Raw genomic sequence first — 16,563 nt, 5'->3', positions numbered from 1 at the left:
CCCACAGGTTGATCACTGTGCTCTAGATCAGTGATCAACCTGTGGGAGCGGGCTCGACCCGCGATGAGGCCCTAACTGGCCACCTTCGGCCGACACTGCAACACCAGCCGCGCGCCGCCCAATTCGCTGTCTCCTACCTCCAGCTCAAACCCATGCAGGTCGACGATCGCTGCAACGATCGAAAGCCCCAGCCCGAACCCGTTGTGCCGATGACCTTCCTCGCTGCGGTAGAACCGCTTGAGCACGGCCTCGCGCTCGTCCGCCGGAATCCCCGGCCCGCTGTCCTCCACCTCGATCAGCACGCCCTGGGCGTCTTCACGGGCTCGCATCCGCACCTGACCACCGGCCGGGGTGAACTTGATGGCATTGCCCAGCAGGTTGGCCAGGGCCTCGAACAGCAGCTCGCGGTCGCCCTTGAGCGCCGGCAACTGGTCGGGCAGCACCAGGGTCAGGCGAATTTCGCCGTCCTCGGCCAGCGGCAGGTAGAAGTCATGCAGCTCTACCAGCAGGGCACGCGGGTCCAGCTCGACGAAGCCGGCACGGCGCTGGCGGTCTTCCAGTTCGCTGATGCGCAGCAACCCGCGAAAACGCGCCATCAGGGTGTCGGTTTCGCTGATGGCCTGGTCCATCTGGTCGGCCTGGATCGAGTCGTCGCCGACCTGCTGGCGGATCCGGTACAGCTGGGCCCGCAGGCGCGTCAGCGGGGTGCGCAGGTCGTGGGCAATGTTGTCGCACACGCCTTTGACCTCATGCATCAGCCGCTCGATGCGGTCGAGCATGGCGTTGACGATGGCTGCCAGCATGTCCAGTTCGTCACGGCGCGACGACAGCGGCAGACGGTGGGTGAGGTCGCCGGCCACGATCAGCTCGGCACTGGCCTGGATCGCCCTTATGCGCTTGAGCGGGCGGCGACGCAGCAGGTACCAGCCGGCGATGCCGGGAATGATGGTCAGCGACAGCCCCCACAGCAACGCATGCAGAATGATCCGCGTGACCACGAACAGCGAACCGTTGTCGCGTACCAGCACCAGCCAGCGGCCATCGCGCACCTTGAGCGCCACGGCATCACAGCTGTCTTTTGGCATGCGCGGGTCGTCGGCGTCCAGGCAGCGGCTGAGCTCGTGGATCCTGCCATCCAGGCCCAGCTCGGGCGGGATCTGGCGGATCTGCCCGCCCAGTGGGTTGAACTGCGCGTCGAACAGCCCGTAGGCATCGAAGCTGCGTTCGTCGAAGGCCTGGCTGGCGATCAGGGCGTCGTCGAGCTGCTTGCCGCTCATGTGTGCGAACAGATGCTGGCGCTGCAACAGGGAATGGCGGGTGAGCTTGTTCAGGTAGCCGGACACCTCGAAGTACAGCACCCCCATGAGGATGCTGCTCCAGGCCACGAACAGAAAGCTGTACAGCGCCAGCAGGCGGCTGGTGGACGAACTCCAGCCCTTAGACGGGTTCGGCAATGGCATAGCCGGAGCCCCGCACGGTGCGAATCAGCGGGGTTTGCCCGGCGGCGTCGATCTTCTTGCGCAGACGCCCGATGTGCACGTCGATCAGGTTGGTGCCGGGGTCGAAGTGGTACCCCCAGACTTCCTCGAAGATCATCATGCGGGTGATGACCTGGCCGGCGTGGCGCATCAGGAATTCCAGCAGCTTGTACTCGGTGGGCAGCAGGTTGAGGGTCTGCTCACCGCGCCGGGCCTCGTGGCTTATCAGGTCCAGCTCCAGGTCGGCGACCTGCAGGCGGGTCTGGGCCATCGGCACGCTGTTGCGGCGCAGCAGCACTTCCACGCGCGCCGCCATCTCGTCGGAGGCAAACGGCTTGGTCAGGTAGTCGTCACCACCGGCGCGCAGGCCGCGCACGCGTTCGTCGACATCGGAGAGGGCGCTGATCATCAGGATCGGCGTGGCGATCTTGAGGTTGCGCAGGGTGGTGACGATGGTCAGGCCGTCGACTTCGGGCAGCATGCGGTCGAGGGTGATCAGGTCGTAGCCGCCGGCGATTGCCTTGGCCAGGCCTTCACGACCGTTGTCGGCCCAGTCGACCTCAAGGCCGTGGCTGGAGAGTTCGGCGACGATTTCCTGGCCGGTGACGGCATCGTCTTCGATAGTCAGTACGCGGGGCATGCTCTTACCTGGGCGGCGTGTGGAGACTCGATTGTGCCAAAGAATAGGCGGTGCCCGGGTTAAAGAAAAATTCATCTTGAAAAAGGGCTGCTGCGCAGCCAGTCACGGGTCGAGCCCGCTCCCACAGGGTTGCGATGAACCTGTGGGAGCGGGCTTGACCCGCGATGCATTCAGGCGACCTTGACGATCCAGCCCGCTGGCGCTTCGACGTCACCGCTCTGGATACCGGTCAGCTCGGCGTAGAGCTTCTGGGTCACCGGACCGACTTCGGTCTCGCTGTGGAACACGTGCAGCTTGCCGTTGTACTGGATGCCACCGATCGGGGTGATCACCGCAGCGGTGCCGCAGGCACCGGCTTCGATGAAGCGGTCCAGCTGGTTGATCAGCACGTCGCCCTCGATCACCTTCAGGCCCAGGCGCGATTCGGCCAGTTGCATCAGCGACAGGCGGGTGATGCCCGGCAGCACCGAGGCGGATTTCGGGGTCACGAACTCGTTGTTGGCGGTGATGCCGAAGAAGTTGGCCGAACCCACTTCCTCGATCTTGCTGTGGGTCAGCGGGTCGAGGTAGATGCAGTCGGCAAAGCCGGCCTTCTTGGCCTCATAGCCTGGTTGCAGGCTGGCTGCGTAGTTGCCACCGACCTTGGCGGCGCCGGTGCCCTGGGGCGCGGCACGGTCGAAATCGGAGATCAGGAACTTGTGCGGGGTCATGCCGCCCTTGAAGTACGAGCCAACCGGGATGGCGAAGATCGAGAAGATGAACTCCGGCGCGGTGCGTACGCCGATGTTGTCACCCACGCCGATCACGAACGGACGCAGGTACAGGGCACCCTTGCCGTGCGGCGGTACGAAGCGTTCGTTGGCCTGGACCACCTGCTTGCAGGCCTCGATGAACTGTTCGGTCGGCACCCGCGGCATCAGCAGGCGATCGCAACTGCGCTGCATGCGCAGGGCGTTCTGGTCGGGGCGGAACAGGTTGATCGAGCCATCCTTGCAGCGGTAGGCCTTCATACCTTCGAAGCATTGCTGGCCGTAGTGCAGCGCGGTGGAGCCTTCGCTGATGTGCAGTACGTTGTCTTCGGTCAGGGTGCCCTTGTCCCACTCGCCATCACGGAAGTAGGAAAGGTAGCGCTTGTCGGTCTTGATGTAGTCAAAGCCCAGCTTGTCCCAGTTAATGCTCTCGTTACTCATGGCACCCTCGATCGGTTGGCAAATGCCTGTATGGTCAGGCCACGCATATTGCGCAAGCAGCCACGATAATACATCCCGTGCAGATCGGAAACGGGCAGATGCCGATTGCGCCGGTGCCCGGCCGCCAGCGCTTCAGGTCCGGCGTGACGAGCGTGAGTGGTCGCGCCGCCATGGGCTTGACCGACGCAGGGCTCGTGGAGCATTGTGCGTGACATGAATATCGACCTGTTGACCTCGACCCGCACCACCACGACCGCCATCGGCGGGCGATGGGTGGCTGTGTAAAGCGAACGCAGCAGGTCACCCAAGGCCCCGCCAGCAATGGACGGGGCCTTTTGGTTGGCGCGTCCGGCTGGCATCTTAAGGAGAGACACCATGCCCGTACGGCGCGCGTTACTGATTCTGGATATGCAGGTCGGCCTGTTCCATGGCCCCGAACAGCCCTGGCAGGGCGAGCGGATACTGGCCAACATCAACCGCCTGATCGGCACCGCACGGGCGGCCCGGGCGCCGATATTCGTCGCGCGCCACACCGGCCCGCAGGGTTCGCCGATCGAGGCCGGCAGCACACCCTGGCAACTGCTCCCGGCGCTGGAGGTAGACGAGCAATACGACCGTGTGTTCGACAAGTTCCGGCCCAGTGCCTTCTGGAACACGCCGCTGCGTGAGTGGCTGCAGCAGGCGGGCGTTGAAGAGCTGGTGGTGGTCGGCATGAAAACCCAGTACTGCGTCGATACCAATTGCCGCGTTGCTGCCGAGCTGGGCGTGCGCCCGGTACTGGTCAGCGACGCGCACACCTGCATGGATACCCCCGGCCTAGGCGCCGAGGCCATCGTCGCCCATCACAACCTCACCCTGGGCAGTGGCTTCGCCACCTTGTGCGTCACCGAAGCCGTGCAGTTCTGATTGCGGCATGCACAGCTGCCCCTGCAACTGCAGGTGTTGCAGGAACACCAGGTCATGGGACGCCACCAGCAGGGTCCCCTGATACTGGCAGAGCATCTGTTCCAGGGCCTGCAACGATGGCAGGTCGAGGTGGTTGCTGGGTTCGTCGAGCAACAGCAGTTGCGCTGGCTGGTCGCTGTAGAGTACCGCGGCCAGCGCTGCCTTGAGCCGTTCGCCGCCACTGAGCAGGTCGCTGGGCAGGGTGATGCGGTCTGCATCCAGGCCCAGTTGTGCCAATCGGGTGCGCACGCTGCTCTGGTCGAGTTCACGGCACGCCTCGCGCACATGCTCCAGCACGCATACGCTCGGGTCGAGCAGGCTGCACTGCTGATCCAGGTACGCCACGCTGGCGCGGGTCTCGCATTCACCCTTGCGGGGCGGCAGTTGCCCGGCCAGCACCTTGAGCAACGTGGATTTGCCGCTGCCGTTGGCGCCGGTGAGGGCAAGGCGCTGGCCGACGTACAGCACCAGGTCGAGCGCGTGCGGATGCTCGATGTGGGGTAGCTCAAGGTCACGCAGCCAGGCGATCTGGCTGCCTGGCGGCAACTGACGTGCCGGCGCGTGCAGTACCACCGGCTGCTGTGGGTCCAGGCGTTGAGCGGCTTCACGCACCTGGGCGTCCATGGCCTGGCGCGTGGCCAGGTGGTTGCGCTGCTGCCTGCCTGCGGTGGCCTCGCTGCGTTGCTGTTGACGGTCGAGCAGGATCTTCGCCTGGTTGCTGTGCCTGGCCTCGTGGCCGGCCCTGGCCTGGTGGCGTTCGAGGCGCTCGTGTTGACGCTGCAGGTCGCGGGCCTGGCGCTGGCGTTCGAGCTTCAGACGCTCGAGATTGCGCTCGGCCAGTTCGGTGTCGCGGGCCTTGCAAGTGGTGAATGCGCTGTAGTCGCCCCCGTAGCTGTGCAGGCCCGAGGGCGACAGCTCGACGATGCGCTGCATGCTGGCGAGCAGCGTGCGGTCGTGGCTGATGACCAGCAGCCCCTTGTTCCAGCGTTCGAGCATGATCATCAGGGCGGCGCGGCTGGGGGCGTCCAGGTGGTTGGTGGGCTCGTCGAGAATCAGGTAGTCGGCGTCGCCGAGAAACGCACCCAGCAGTGCCACGCGCATGGCCTGGCCGCCGCTCAGCGTTTCGGCGGGGCGATCCCAGCGCAGCATGCCGAGCTGCTCGCGGGCCAGGTGGCTGTGCAGTTGCTCGCGTATGTTCCAGCGTTCGCCGACAGTCTCGAAGTCGCTCGCGGCGGTACTGCCAGCCTCGATGCGTTGGAGGGCTTCGATCACCTGGCGTACCTGGGCCAGGTCGGCGACCGTGGTGCGGGAGGTGATCGGCTGTTGAGCGAGGTAGTGCACGCGCCTCTGGCGCAGGCAGCGGCCATCGCTGGGCTCGAGCTGACCGGCCATCAGGCGTGCGAGTATGGATTTGCCCACGCCGTTGCGCCCCACCAGGCCGGTGCGGCGCTGGTCGAAACGTTCGGTGAGGTTGGAAAACAGCAGCCTGCCGTCTGGCAGTGCATAGGTGACGCTGTCCAGCGTCAGGGATGACGTGTTCGTCATGCGAACCTCCAAGGATGCCTGGTGCTTCCCCCGGTGAAGGGGCTGAAGACGGGCCGTCTGAAACGACGGTGGCATCAATGGCGCATTGGACGAATACCTCGGGATGCGGGAAAAGGCCTGTAGTCTAAGGGGGGATCTGGCGCAGGTAAAGAGGGCCATCTTTTCAGCACCGCTCGCGGCTGCGCAATTCGCGATGAGCATGGACACTGCCGATTGTCCGTTTGTCTGGCTACAGCAGGTTTAACGCGGCTTGCCATACGCCTGGGTGATGCGGTCGATCACGATCGCCAGCGCAACGATGGCCAGCCCTGCTTCGACCCCCTTGCCCACGTTCAGTGTCTGGATGCCGGCCAGCACGTCCTCACCCAGGCCGCGCGCGCCGATCATCGAGGCCACCACCACCATCGACAGCGCCATCATCACCGACTGGTTCAGGCCGGCCAGGATGCTCGGCAGCGCCAACGGCAATGCCACCCGGCGCAAGCGCTGCCACCGGTTGGCGCCCAGCCCCTGGGCGGCCTGGGTCAGCGACGGGTCCACCTGCGACAGGCCCAGTTCGGTGAGGCGTACCAGCGGCGGCAGGGCATACACCAGGGTGGCGAAGATCGCCGGCACCTTGCCCAGCCCGAACAGCATCAGCACCGGGATCAGGTACACGAAACTGGGCAGGGTCTGCATCACGTCCAGCACCGGCATCAGCAACCGGCGCGCCAGTGGCCGGCTCGCCAGCAAGATGCCGAACGGAATGCCGATCAGGAGGCACAGGCCGGTACTCACCAGCACCAGCGCGCAGGTCTGCAGCAGCTTGTCCCACAGGCCGACCACCCCGATCAGAAACAGCAGGCCGCTCAGCAGCAGCGCCCGCCGCACACTGCGCGTGGCGTGCCAGGTCAGCAGTGCCACCAGCGCCAGCAGCAACCACCACGGCGTGGCGCGCAGCAGGTTTTCCAACCCTACCAGCAGTTGCAGCAGGCCGTCCGAGACCGCCCGAAGCTGGTCGCCGTAGGCCAGCACCAGCCAGTCGACGAAGCGATTGACGCTGTCTGCGAACGAAACGTGCAGCGCCTCGGGAAAGCCCGTACTCACAGGGCCGACTCGACCCTGGTCGCCACCTCGGCGGGCAGCCAGGCCTTCCAGATGCTCGGGTTCGCCTTGAGAAAGGCCTGCGCTGCAGCGTCCGGCGCCTGGCGCTGCTCGCTCATCGTTGCCAGGGCGCTGTTGAGGGTGGCGATCGGCAGATCGACCTTGGCGAAGAATGCCACCAGCTCCGGGTATTGCTCGCGAAACGGCGCCGATACGCCGATCGACAGCCTGGCCGGCAGCGAGCGGGTGCCTTTGGGCTCGGGGTTGCCCGGGTCGGTGAGGGTGGCCCAGGCCTGGGCGTCGAATGGCGGCTCTTCAAGGCGCACCAGCTCGTAGCGGCCCATCAGCGGGGTGGGCGACCAGTAGTAGAACAGCACCGGCTTGCCACGGCGGATGGCGGAGGTGATTTCGGCGTCCAGCGCCGCGCCCGAGCCGCTGCGAAAGTTCACGTACTGCCCGTCCAGCCCGTAGGCCTTGAGCTTCTGGCTGTTGACGGTCTCGGAGGTCCAGCCGCTGGGGCTGTTGAGAAAGCGGCCCTTGTCGGGTGACTCGGGGTCCTTGAACAGTGGGGCATGGCGCTTGAGGTCCTGGACGGAACGCAAGTCCGGGGCCAGTGCCTTGAGGCCGCGCTGTTCATCGCCCTTGATCACGTAGGCGGGCACGTACCAGCCTTCGTCGGCGCCCTTGACCGTGTCCCCGATGCTGAACACCTGGCCGGCCTGCTCGGCCCTGGTCCAGGCCGGGCTGCGGCCAGCCCACTCCTCGGCGATCACCTGGATGTCGTTGCGCGCCAGCGCCACCTCCATGCTCACGGTGCTGCCGGGCAGGGTGTCGGTGGGGTAGCCGTAGCCTTTTTCGACGATAAAGCGCAGCAGTTGCGTGGTCAGGCTGCCGCTTTCCCAGGTGATGTCGCCAAAGTGGATGGGTGCCGCAGCGGGCGCCGCCAGGCTCTGGGAGGCTAGGCCCAGTGCCAGCAGGGCGCCGCCGATCAATTGTGTCAGTCGCTTCATGTCGTCTCACTTGCCGCGCCGCTTCAAGGTCAGGCAAGTGTAGTAGACCCGCGCCAGGGGTTTAGCGCAGTACCGCCAACTTGATGCTGAAGCCCACCAGGCACATGCCGGCCAGGCGTTCGAGCAGGTTCGAGACCTTGGGGTTGGCGCGCAGGCGGGCGGCCAGGTTGTGGGTCAGCAGCACGGCCACCAGGCCATACAGGAAGGTCAGCACGGCAATGGTCACCGCCATGAAGCCGAACGTCACGAAGCCCTGATGCCGGACCGGGTCGACGAACAGCGGAAAGAACGCCATGTAGAACATGATCGCCTTGGGGTTGAGCAGGGTGATCATCATGGTCTGGCGCAGGTAGTGCTTGGACTTCATCGGCCGTACCGGCGTGCTGCCGGGTTTGGCCAGGGCCATGCGCAGGCCCAGGTAGGCCAGGTACGCTGCACCCAGCCATTGCACGGTATGGAACGCTGCCGGGTAGGTGGTGAGCAGCGCTGCCACACCGGCCACGGCCAGCCACAACAGCACCTGGTCACCCAGGATGACGCCGAAGGTGGCGCCCAGGCCGCCTTTGATGCCGCCCTTGCCGGTGGCAGTGATCAGCGCGAAATTGCCCGGCCCCGGGATCGCCAGCAGCACCAGGAAGGCAATCACGAAGGCACCGTAGTCCGTTACGCCAAGCATGGGGAAACTCCGTGTTACCTATCAGGATTCGAGTGCATACGATACGCCTGCGCTGCGCCGGTGCGAACCCCGTGTTGTGCATCTGGCCCGAACAATCGCACAGCGATGTGCGCCTGCTGCCAGCCCGGCAGGTCACGCCCGGGCCCGTGCAACTTCCGGTTTCTCACGTACACGCTGGGCTTTGCCCGGCTGATCCGGCCGGGCTGCGCTGTTCTACTGGGGGCTCTTTGTACCTCTGGAGCAGGCGATGCAACTTTGTTACGCAGCCAACATGCACGGCATCTTCAACCGTGCTTTCCCTACCGAGTCGCAGCCTGTGGCTGGCGGTTGCCGGGTAGTCGTACACCGGGGCGTGCTCTATTGCGCCTACAACGCCGACGGCAACGTGGCCGAATTCGTCGCGAAAGTGAGTGGCATCGACGTATGGACGACGCCGGCGGTGCTGCCACTGATGGTGACCCCGAGCAGGTCACTGGCGCTTTTTGTGTTCAAGGACAAGGTCCATGCGTTTCGAAGCGATGACCAGGGTGAATACACCCTGGCCTCCTACAACGACACGCTCATGGGGTTCGAGCCCATGACGTTGAGTCAGCCCATGCACGGCTCGCCGTCGCTGGTGGAGTTTCAAGGGCGGTTGCACGCCTTCTATCGGCACGGCCACACGAGGCAGATCGAGTGCCTGGGCAGTGAAGACCTGGAAAACTGGGGCAATGGCCCGGTGCTCAGGGCCAGGGGGGTAGCGGTGACCACCCCCGACGACCCGATCGCCATTGTCTACCAGGGCCTGATCCACCTGTTCTACAAGGATGGCGATGGTCGGACCCTGTTGGTGAAGTACGACGGCAAGCAGGCCTGGACCGAGCCACGGGTGTTCATCGAGCAGGCCTACCCGTTCATGCCGGGTGTGACGGTTCACGCGGGGCTGCTCAAACTCGCCTTCACCCGCAGCATTGCCAATGCCAACGGTCGCGCGCTCTATCAATACGCCTATGACGGCAATGCCCTCAGCCCGGCAACGGTCAGCAGCAACCTGGCCGCTACCGAGCGGGTGGGGCTGGGCGTGCTCGATGGCGAGCTGTTTGCGCTGTTCCAGAAGGCCTGACCCGGTGGAGGTGTTCCCATGCCCGTTGACCGTGTCATTGGCCTGTACATCGACAACAACCTGGTGCCCGACATGCCGGCCGTTGCGTTCGAAGAGCAGGTCGACGTGGTGTTCATGGACGCGGTGGCGCTGCTCGCCGCCGCCAGGCCCCGGGACTGCGTGCATACCCTGGTCTACCTGAACTACATCGTTTCGGCACGCCTGATACGCAGCAGCAACCATGAGGCACAGGCCGGCTATGGGGCATGCATGACCACCCTGTTGCGCCGCTGGTACAGCGACACCACGGTGCTGCAGCATCTGCAGGCCTCGCCAGGGCTGTATCGTCATGGCGTGATGATCGGGCTCTACCGTGTGCACCATGCCCTGGTCATGAATGGCCTAAGGAGCGTACAGGGGCCACACCTGCTGGATCCTGGCGACCCCTTGCGCATGCTCCAGCACGGGGTCATGGCCATCTTCGGCCCGTGGCATGCGCACATTCGCCTGCATGGGCGCATTCGTGATTACTACCACAGCCGATTGAACACTGCAGGGCCCTCGGCACAGATCGAAATAGGTCGCAGCGCGCGCACTGAGGTGCCGATACGGGTGGCCACCTGGAACCTGCAGGGCGCATCGGTCAGCACCGAGAGCAAATGGTTGACCGGGGTCCTCCCGCTGCTGCGCAGCAACGATGTGGTGGTTCTGCAGGAGGTCGGCGTTGCCCCGCATTCTGCGGTGTTCAGCCGCACCGAACGGGTGGCCGACCAGTTCGGCAGTCACCACGACATCCATGTCTACAGCTGGCAGGCCGGCACCCGCAGCCGGCCCGAGCGCTACCTGATCTACTTCCTCGATGTGCAGCGGTTGCGGGTGAACCTGGCGATCGTGATGCCTGACCCCGGCGAGTTCATGGTCAGCCAACTGGCCATCATCTCGGACGGGCAATTGCCGGTGGCGGGTCCGCCCCTTTACCGCCCGGCCATGGGGGTGCGTGTGAGGCGACGAGCGCTGGCGGGCAACACGCCGGAGCTGGCGATCTTCAACCTGCATGCCATTTCCGGCGGGGGCGTCAACGCCGCGCGCATGTTGAGGGAGATCAGCTGGCACACCGATACACCGTTCGCGCTGCTGGGGGATTTCAACCGCGATCCGCGACCGACCACTCCCCCGGTGCCGACGCGTGGCAACTGGGTGTCGCCCGAAGACATCGCCCGTATCGAGCTGGCGGGCGGCAGCACCCACCCCAGCGTGGCGCCGAGCAACATGCTGGACTATGCGGTGACCAATGGCACCTCGCAGGTGCCGGCGCCGGGGAATGTCTCTGCGCCGGGGGCATCGGACCACCGCTCGGTGCATTACAACCTGACCTTCAACTGCTAGCGCCGGCACGTGCCGCGGGATTTTCCCAGCGTCGCTAATTTATCCGCACGCCGCTTCGTCTCCTCCAGTAGCGCCCGTACGCCTCCCGCGCCACGAGCCTCATTCAACCAAGGAGACAGGCAATGACTTCCGTATTCGATCGCGACGATATCGTGTTCCAGGTTGTGGTCAACCACGAGGAACAGTACTCCATCTGGCCGGACTACAAGGCTATCCCCAACGGCTGGCGCACCGTCGGCAAGAGCGGTTTGAAGGCTGAGTGCCTGGCGTACATCGATGAGGTATGGACCGATATGCGCCCGCTGAGCCTGCGCCAGAAGATGGCCGAAACCGCTGCGGCGCAGTGAGGGGCGGCACGTGTCGTCACTGACCCTGTTGTGCCTGCCGTACTCGGGTGCCAGCGCCATGGTCTTCAGCCGCTGGCGGCGCAAGGTGCCCGCCTGGTTGAACGTGCGCCCGGTGGAGCTGCCAGGGCGGGGTGCACGCCTTGGCGAGCCGTTGTACACCGACATGCAGGCCCTGGCCCGGCAACTGGCCGCCGAACAGAGCCTTGTCGCCCACCAGCCCTACGCGGTGCTGGGGCACAGCCTGGGGGCGCTGCTGGCGTTCGAGCTGGTGCACGAGCTGCAGGCGCTGGGCTGCCCGCCACCGGTGGCGTTGTTTGCCAGCGGCACGGCGGCGCCGACCCGTCGTGAAGGCTACGACGACGAAAGCTGGCGCGAACCCAAGAGCGACCCGCAACTGATCGAAGAGTTGCGCACCCTGGGCGGTACTTCGGAGGAAGTGCTGGGCAACGAGGAACTGATGAGCCTGACCCTGCCGGTGTTGCGCGCAGACTTTCTGTTGTGCGGACGCTACGCCTATCGGCAGCGCCCGGCACTGCGTTGCCCGCTGCATGTGCTGGGGGGCGAGGAGGATCGCGCGACCCAGGAACAGTTGCTGGCCTGGCGTCAGGAGAGCCAGGGTGATTTCTCGCTGGCGCTCTTCCCCGGCGGGCACTTCTTCATACATGAGCATGAAGAGCAGGTGCTGGGCGTGCTCAGCCAGGCCCTGGAGCCGCACCGCCTGACCGCATGAGCCTCGCGTGGTAGCATCCGACCGGGCCCGGGCAGCCATCGCGCTGCCTGGGTTTCTGTCCGCAAGCCGCCTGGCGGTGACACCCATCGCCCCGGCGCCCGCCATGGAGCGCACGCAATGCTGATCGACCCTACCCAGGCCACGCTGCTGGTCATCGACGTTCAGGAAAAACTCATCGGCGCGGTCAGCGACCCTGCCGGCACGCTGGCCCGCACCCGCTGGTTGCTGGCGGCGACGGCCGAACTGGGGTTGCCCACGGTGATTTCCGAACAGTATCCCAAGGGCCTCGGGCACACCGTCGGTGCGCTGCTCGAGGCGGCGCCCGCTGCCGAGGTGGTGGAAAAGGTGCACTTTTCCTGCGTGGCTGCCGACTGCCTGCCCGCCAGCCTGCTGGCCCGCCACCAGGTGATTGTGTGCGGCATGGAAACCCACGTGTGCGTGCTGCAGACAGTGCTCGGCCTGCTGGCGCTGGGCAGGCAGGTGTTCGTGGTGGAGGACGCCTGCGACAGCCGCAGCCTGCTCAGCAAGAGCGCCGGCCTGCAGCGCATGCGTGATGCCGGCGCGCAGATCGTGACCCGCGAGATGGTGCTGTTCGAGCTGCTGGGCAGCGCCGGCCACGAGAAATTTCGCCACATCAGCAAGACCTTCCTGGTCGGCGAGCAACCTTGAGGGTGGGCGGATCATGTTGTTCGTGGTGATGCTGGGGGGCAAACACCCCCGGGCCCGCATCGAAGTGCACGATGTGGTGTTCTTGGTGGCCCCGACCCTCGAAGCGGCCTACCCGCAATTGCGCGAGCAATGGTTCGGCAGCGCCAGGGGCGTGCACATCGATTCCTGGCTGGAGGTCGACGGGGTCGACGGCTACAAGCTGCACTGGTCGGACATGCAGCCGGCTGCCGGCGAGCCACGCCTGTATTTCATCAACCTGGGCGGCTACGAGCCCGGTGCGTTCGGCGAGGCGCACCAGTACCTGTTGGTGGTGGCCACCAGCAAGGCCCAGGCCAAGGCCATCGGCAAGCAACGCATGGCACGTCACTGGAGCCAGGCGCACACCGATGCAGTGATGGACGTGGATGACTGTATCGCCATCGACCAGCTCGGTGGCCGATACGTGCGCCTGATTGCAGGCGAGCATGCCCCGCTGGTGCAGCGCAGCGACTACATCGTGCTGGGCTGATGGGCGAGCTTGATGGCTATTTGCCGTTAGCCTGGATTACAGTACGCGCTTCATTTTCTGCCCTTACAGGATGTTCCGATGCGTTCACGTGCACTGTCTGGCTTCTGCTGCGCACTCACCCTCAGCGCTCTGCCGAATCTGGCCCTGGCCCAGGCCACGGTGGCCCAGGTGTTCAATGGCGAGATGCTGGGCACCAACCTGCGTTTCTTCGAGTCGGTAGCCGGTGTTGCGCGTACCTCGTTCGGCGACACCCATACTTACAAGGTGCAAGGCTGCGAAATCACCGCCACGGCCGGCGGCGGCACGGTCAGCGAGCTGCGCATGGAGCTCTCGCCCACCTGCAAGGCAGACCTGAGCACGTTCATCGGCGACTTTGCGCCGCCGGCCGCGCAGCCCCTGACGTTCGGTGCAATGGCCGGGTCTTCGGGAGGCGGGCTGGAGTTCTACGCCAGTTGCCTGAGCATGTGCGGCAATGCCGCCGACCCGTCGGTGTACGCGCTCTGGCAAGGACCGCGGGCAGTGGGGTTTACCGAAGTGCTGCTGGAGGTGGTGCTGGTGGATGATGAGGCCAGCGCGGCGGCCGGTCACTGGAGCGAGGCCATGCAGAAGGCCAAGGGTGACGACTTTGTGGTGGACACCCGCTTCAACTGCGAGCGCACCTTCGATGAAGTGGCGCAGGCCAGCTTCGACAAGGTCAAGGTCAATGCGGTCACCATCGGCACCGAGTTGACCAAGCCAGGCTGCTGACGGTTTGCACGGGCCGGCCCCGGCTGTGTACTGTGGGGCCCTCGACCGATAGCCGGGGGCTGTATGCCTTTACGCGGATGGATGGTGCTGGCCACGCTGGCGCTGCTGTTGCAGGGGTGCGCCGGCCAGCGTGGGGCGCAACAGGCCACGCCGGCCCAGGTGCGCGCCACGGTGGTTGCACTGATGCCAGCCGCCACTGGCGACCGTGAAGGGTGGGCGGCGGACATTCAAACGGCGTTTGCCGCACAGAAGCTCGACCCCAGCCGCAGCAACCTGTGCGCGGTGCTGGCGGTGACCGAGCAGGAGTCGACCTTCCAGGCCGACCCGCAGGTGCCCGGCCTGGGGCGCATTGCCCGCGCCGAGATCGACCGGCGTGCGGCGCGTCTGCATGTACCGCAGCGGCTGGTCGAGGCCGCCCTGCGAACCCACTCGCCCGATGGCAGAACCTACAGCCAGCGACTGGCGGCGGTGCGCAGCGAGAAGCAACTGAGTGCACTGTTCGACGACCTGATCGGTTCGCTGCCGCTTGGGCGTACCTTGCTCGGCGACCTGAACCCGGTGCGCACCGGGGGGCCGATGCAGGTCAGCATCGCGTTCGCCGAACGCCACGCCCAGGACTACCCCTATGCCTACAGCGGCACCCTGCGCCAGGAAGTGTTCACCCGGCGCGGCGGGCTGTATTTCGGCATCGCCCATCTGCTGGGTTACCCAGCCAGCTACGAGCAGCCTCTGTATCGGTTTGCCGACTTCAATGCAGGCTGGTACGCGAGCCGCAACGCGGCGTTCCAGCATGCGGTCAGCCAGGCGTCGGGCGTGGAACTGGCGCTGGATGGCGACCTGATCGCGCCAGGGGCGATTTTTCCGGGGGCCACCGAACAGGCGGTACGGCGCCTGGGTGACAGGCTCGGCCTGCGCAACCCGACCATTCGCAGTCAGCTGGAGGAGGGGGACAGCCTGGCATTCGAGCGCACGCGGCTGTATCAGCGGGTGTATGCACTGGCCGAGGCGGCTGCGGGCAAGCCGTTGCCGCGGGCGCAGTTGCCAGGCATCGAACTCAAGAGCCCCAAGATCACCCGAAAGCTGACCACGGCATGGTTTGCCAAACGGGTGGATGAGCGCTATCGGCGCTGCATGCAGCGCTGATAGCACGGGGCAGGTTCAGGCGCTGGCCAGGGTCGCGCTGGCGCGGGCGTTGCTGGCGCGCTGGCCCAGGCTCTGGTACAGCGACTGGCCGATCTCGGCTGCGCGCACCGGCAGTACCGACAGCAGGGTATCGCTCAGGCCGTGTGACGCTTCGCAGAAGCCCTGCAGGTAGACCGCCGCGTTGAGCTCCGGGCTGGCCAGCACGCGATAGTCGCGGTCCACTTCGAAGTCCTTGAGGTGCTGTTGCAGCGGCGCCAGCAGCTCGCGATGGGAGCGGCGCTCATAGCCGGTGGCAAGAATCACCGCGTCGTACACGTGGGTCTGCTGGATGCCGGTGGCCAGGTCGCGCAGGGTCAGCTCGATGCCCTTGTCGGTGCTGACGGCGGCCTCGATGTTGCGTCGGCACAGAACGGCGTGACGGTACTGATGGGCGACTTTCTGACGGTAGAGCATGCCGTAGATGCGTTCGATCAGGTCGATGTCCACTACCGAGTAGTTGGTGTTGTGGTACTCGGAGATCAGCTTGGCACGCTCAGCCTGGGGCTGGTTGAACACCAGGTCGGTGTAGTCGGGGGTGAAGACCTCGTTGACGAACGGGCTGTCATCGGCCGGCTTGAGTGCCGAGCCGCGCAGGATCATGTCGGCCTTGACCGACGGGTAGCTGTCGTTCAGGTCGATCAGGGCCTCGGCGGCGCTTTGCCCCGAGCCGATGATCGCGATGCGCATGGGCTTGCCCTGGGTGCACGGCAGTTGTTCCAGGCTGTTCAGGTACTGGGAGTGGTGGAACACGCGCGGATCGTCCTTGAAGGGCGCGAATACCGGCGGGATCTTCGGCGTGCCGCCGCTGCCCACCACCACCGAGCGTGCCCGGCGCAGGCGTTCATGGCCCTGGGCGCTGCGGGAGATCACGCGCAGGTGGTCGATACGCCCGTCCAGCAGTTCAGGTTCCACGCGCAGGATCTCCTCGCCATACACCGCCTGGGTGGCGAAGTGCTCGGCGGCCCAGCGCAGGTAGTCGTTGTACTCCAGGCGGCAGGGGTAGAAGGTGCCCAGGTTGATGAAGTCGGCCAGGCGCTTCTTCTGGTGCAGGTAGTTGACGAAGCTGTAGGGGCTGGTGGGGTTGCGCAGGGACACCAGGTCCTTGAGGAAGGAAATCTGCAGTTCACTCTGGGTGGCCAGGGTGTTGCCGTGCCAGCGGTAGTCGCTCTGCTTGTCGATGAACAGCGCATCGAGGGCATGGCCGTTGGTCTGGGCGAGTTCTTCCAGGGCGATGGCCAGGGCCAGGTTGGAGGGGCCGAAGCCGACGCCGATCAGGTCGTGGATTGTTTCGGATGTTGAGGGCTGGTTCATGGGTGCGGCTCCCGTGTGTGGTCGAGGTGGGGCGC

General features: G+C 65.5%; 17 protein-coding genes. 9 read left to right on the top strand and 8 right to left on the bottom strand.

What is annotated here, in order from left to right:
- Positions 1 to 71: 71 nt before the first annotated feature.
- The 3 genes from QMX96_RS13040 to QMX96_RS13030 all read right to left on the bottom strand — a co-directional run bounded on the left by QMX96_RS13040 (position 72) and on the right by QMX96_RS13030 (position 3,308).
- Positions 72 to 1,460: a HAMP domain-containing sensor histidine kinase gene (locus tag QMX96_RS13040; RefSeq protein ID WP_054915700.1), complete on the bottom strand. Its 1,389-nt coding sequence runs from the start codon at positions 1,458 to 1,460 to the stop codon at positions 72 to 74.
- Positions 1,438 to 2,118 (bottom strand): response regulator transcription factor, encoded by a 681-nt coding sequence (locus QMX96_RS13035; RefSeq protein WP_043863057.1) that lies wholly within the window; start codon positions 2,116 to 2,118, stop codon positions 1,438 to 1,440. The genes QMX96_RS13040 and QMX96_RS13035 overlap by 23 nt, the downstream gene beginning before the upstream one ends.
- 170 nt (positions 2,119 to 2,288) lie before the next feature.
- Positions 2,289 to 3,308: a branched-chain amino acid aminotransferase gene (locus QMX96_RS13030; protein ID WP_043863056.1), complete on the bottom strand. Its 1,020-nt coding sequence runs from the start codon at positions 3,306 to 3,308 to the stop codon at positions 2,289 to 2,291.
- A 375-nt stretch (positions 3,309 to 3,683) separates the two neighbouring features.
- Between QMX96_RS13030 and QMX96_RS13025 the strand changes: the two genes are divergently transcribed.
- The gene (locus QMX96_RS13025; RefSeq protein ID WP_043863055.1) at positions 3,684 to 4,214 is read left to right on the top strand and encodes a cysteine hydrolase family protein; all 531 of its coding nucleotides are present in this window, start codon (positions 3,684 to 3,686) and stop codon (positions 4,212 to 4,214) included.
- On the opposite strand, the gene QMX96_RS13020 is transcribed toward QMX96_RS13025, so the two are convergent.
- From QMX96_RS13020 to QMX96_RS13005, 4 genes are all read right to left on the bottom strand, one after another.
- Positions 4,125 to 5,798 carry an ABC-F family ATP-binding cassette domain-containing protein gene (locus QMX96_RS13020; RefSeq protein ID WP_282361882.1) on the bottom strand — a complete coding sequence of 558 codons (1,674 nt, stop codon included), beginning with the start codon at positions 5,796 to 5,798 and terminating at the stop codon, positions 4,125 to 4,127. The two genes, QMX96_RS13025 and QMX96_RS13020, sit on opposite strands and share 90 nt — an antisense overlap.
- A gap of 240 nt (positions 5,799 to 6,038) precedes the next feature.
- Positions 6,039 to 6,884 carry a proline/glycine betaine ABC transporter permease gene (locus tag QMX96_RS13015; protein ID WP_043863053.1) on the bottom strand — a complete coding sequence of 282 codons (846 nt, stop codon included), beginning with the start codon at positions 6,882 to 6,884 and terminating at the stop codon, positions 6,039 to 6,041.
- A complete protein-coding gene (locus QMX96_RS13010; protein ID WP_054915702.1) occupies positions 6,881 to 7,891 on the bottom strand; it encodes an ABC transporter substrate-binding protein in 1,011 nt (336 codons plus the stop codon). The genes QMX96_RS13015 and QMX96_RS13010 overlap by 4 nt, the downstream gene beginning before the upstream one ends.
- 61 nt (positions 7,892 to 7,952) lie before the next feature.
- Positions 7,953 to 8,567 (bottom strand): LysE family transporter, encoded by a 615-nt coding sequence (locus QMX96_RS13005; protein ID WP_043863051.1) that lies wholly within the window; start codon positions 8,565 to 8,567, stop codon positions 7,953 to 7,955.
- 247 nt (positions 8,568 to 8,814) lie between these two features.
- Here QMX96_RS13005 and QMX96_RS13000 point away from each other — a divergent pair, with 247 nt between their 5' ends.
- The 8 genes from QMX96_RS13000 to QMX96_RS12965 all read left to right on the top strand — a co-directional run bounded on the left by QMX96_RS13000 (position 8,815) and on the right by QMX96_RS12965 (position 15,178).
- On the top strand, positions 8,815 to 9,669 hold the full coding sequence (locus tag QMX96_RS13000) for a hypothetical protein (protein WP_282361881.1): 855 nt from the start codon (positions 8,815 to 8,817) through the stop codon (positions 9,667 to 9,669).
- A gap of 18 nt (positions 9,670 to 9,687) precedes the next feature.
- Positions 9,688 to 11,034, top strand: coding sequence for an endonuclease/exonuclease/phosphatase family protein (locus QMX96_RS12995; protein WP_054915704.1), 1,347 nt, complete (start codon positions 9,688 to 9,690; stop codon positions 11,032 to 11,034).
- 122 nt (positions 11,035 to 11,156) lie between these two features.
- Positions 11,157 to 11,381 carry an MbtH family protein gene (locus QMX96_RS12990; protein ID WP_043863048.1) on the top strand — a complete coding sequence of 75 codons (225 nt, stop codon included), beginning with the start codon at positions 11,157 to 11,159 and terminating at the stop codon, positions 11,379 to 11,381.
- 10 nt (positions 11,382 to 11,391) lie between these two features.
- Entirely contained in the window at positions 11,392 to 12,111 is a 720-nt protein-coding gene (locus QMX96_RS12985; RefSeq protein WP_043863047.1) for an alpha/beta fold hydrolase, read from the top strand.
- Between the two features lie 117 nt (positions 12,112 to 12,228).
- Positions 12,229 to 12,780, top strand: coding sequence for a hydrolase (locus tag QMX96_RS12980; protein WP_043863046.1), 552 nt, complete (start codon positions 12,229 to 12,231; stop codon positions 12,778 to 12,780).
- Between the two features lie 13 nt (positions 12,781 to 12,793).
- The gene (locus QMX96_RS12975; protein WP_282361879.1) at positions 12,794 to 13,288 is read left to right on the top strand and encodes a DUF1543 domain-containing protein; all 495 of its coding nucleotides are present in this window, start codon (positions 12,794 to 12,796) and stop codon (positions 13,286 to 13,288) included.
- A 78-nt stretch (positions 13,289 to 13,366) separates the two neighbouring features.
- Positions 13,367 to 14,035, top strand: coding sequence for a hypothetical protein (locus QMX96_RS12970; RefSeq protein ID WP_058541891.1), 669 nt, complete (start codon positions 13,367 to 13,369; stop codon positions 14,033 to 14,035).
- Positions 14,036 to 14,098: 63 nt separating this feature from the next.
- Positions 14,099 to 15,178 carry a DUF1615 domain-containing protein gene (locus QMX96_RS12965; RefSeq protein ID WP_282361878.1) on the top strand — a complete coding sequence of 360 codons (1,080 nt, stop codon included), beginning with the start codon at positions 14,099 to 14,101 and terminating at the stop codon, positions 15,176 to 15,178.
- A 15-nt stretch (positions 15,179 to 15,193) separates the two neighbouring features.
- Here the strand turns inward: QMX96_RS12965 and QMX96_RS12960 are convergent, their stop codons facing one another.
- Complete coding sequence (locus tag QMX96_RS12960) at positions 15,194 to 16,528, bottom strand: SidA/IucD/PvdA family monooxygenase (protein WP_104572292.1); 1,335 nt, start codon at positions 16,526 to 16,528, stop codon at positions 15,194 to 15,196.
- Between the last annotated feature and the right edge of the window lie 35 nt (positions 16,529 to 16,563).

It is taken from the genome of Pseudomonas sp. PS01300, from assembly GCF_029960155.1.
Classification (GTDB): Bacteria; Pseudomonadota; Gammaproteobacteria; order Pseudomonadales; family Pseudomonadaceae; genus Aquipseudomonas; species Aquipseudomonas palmensis.
Note: the sequence above shows the minus strand (reverse complement) of the source record. Positions and strands in the feature narration are given on the sequence as shown.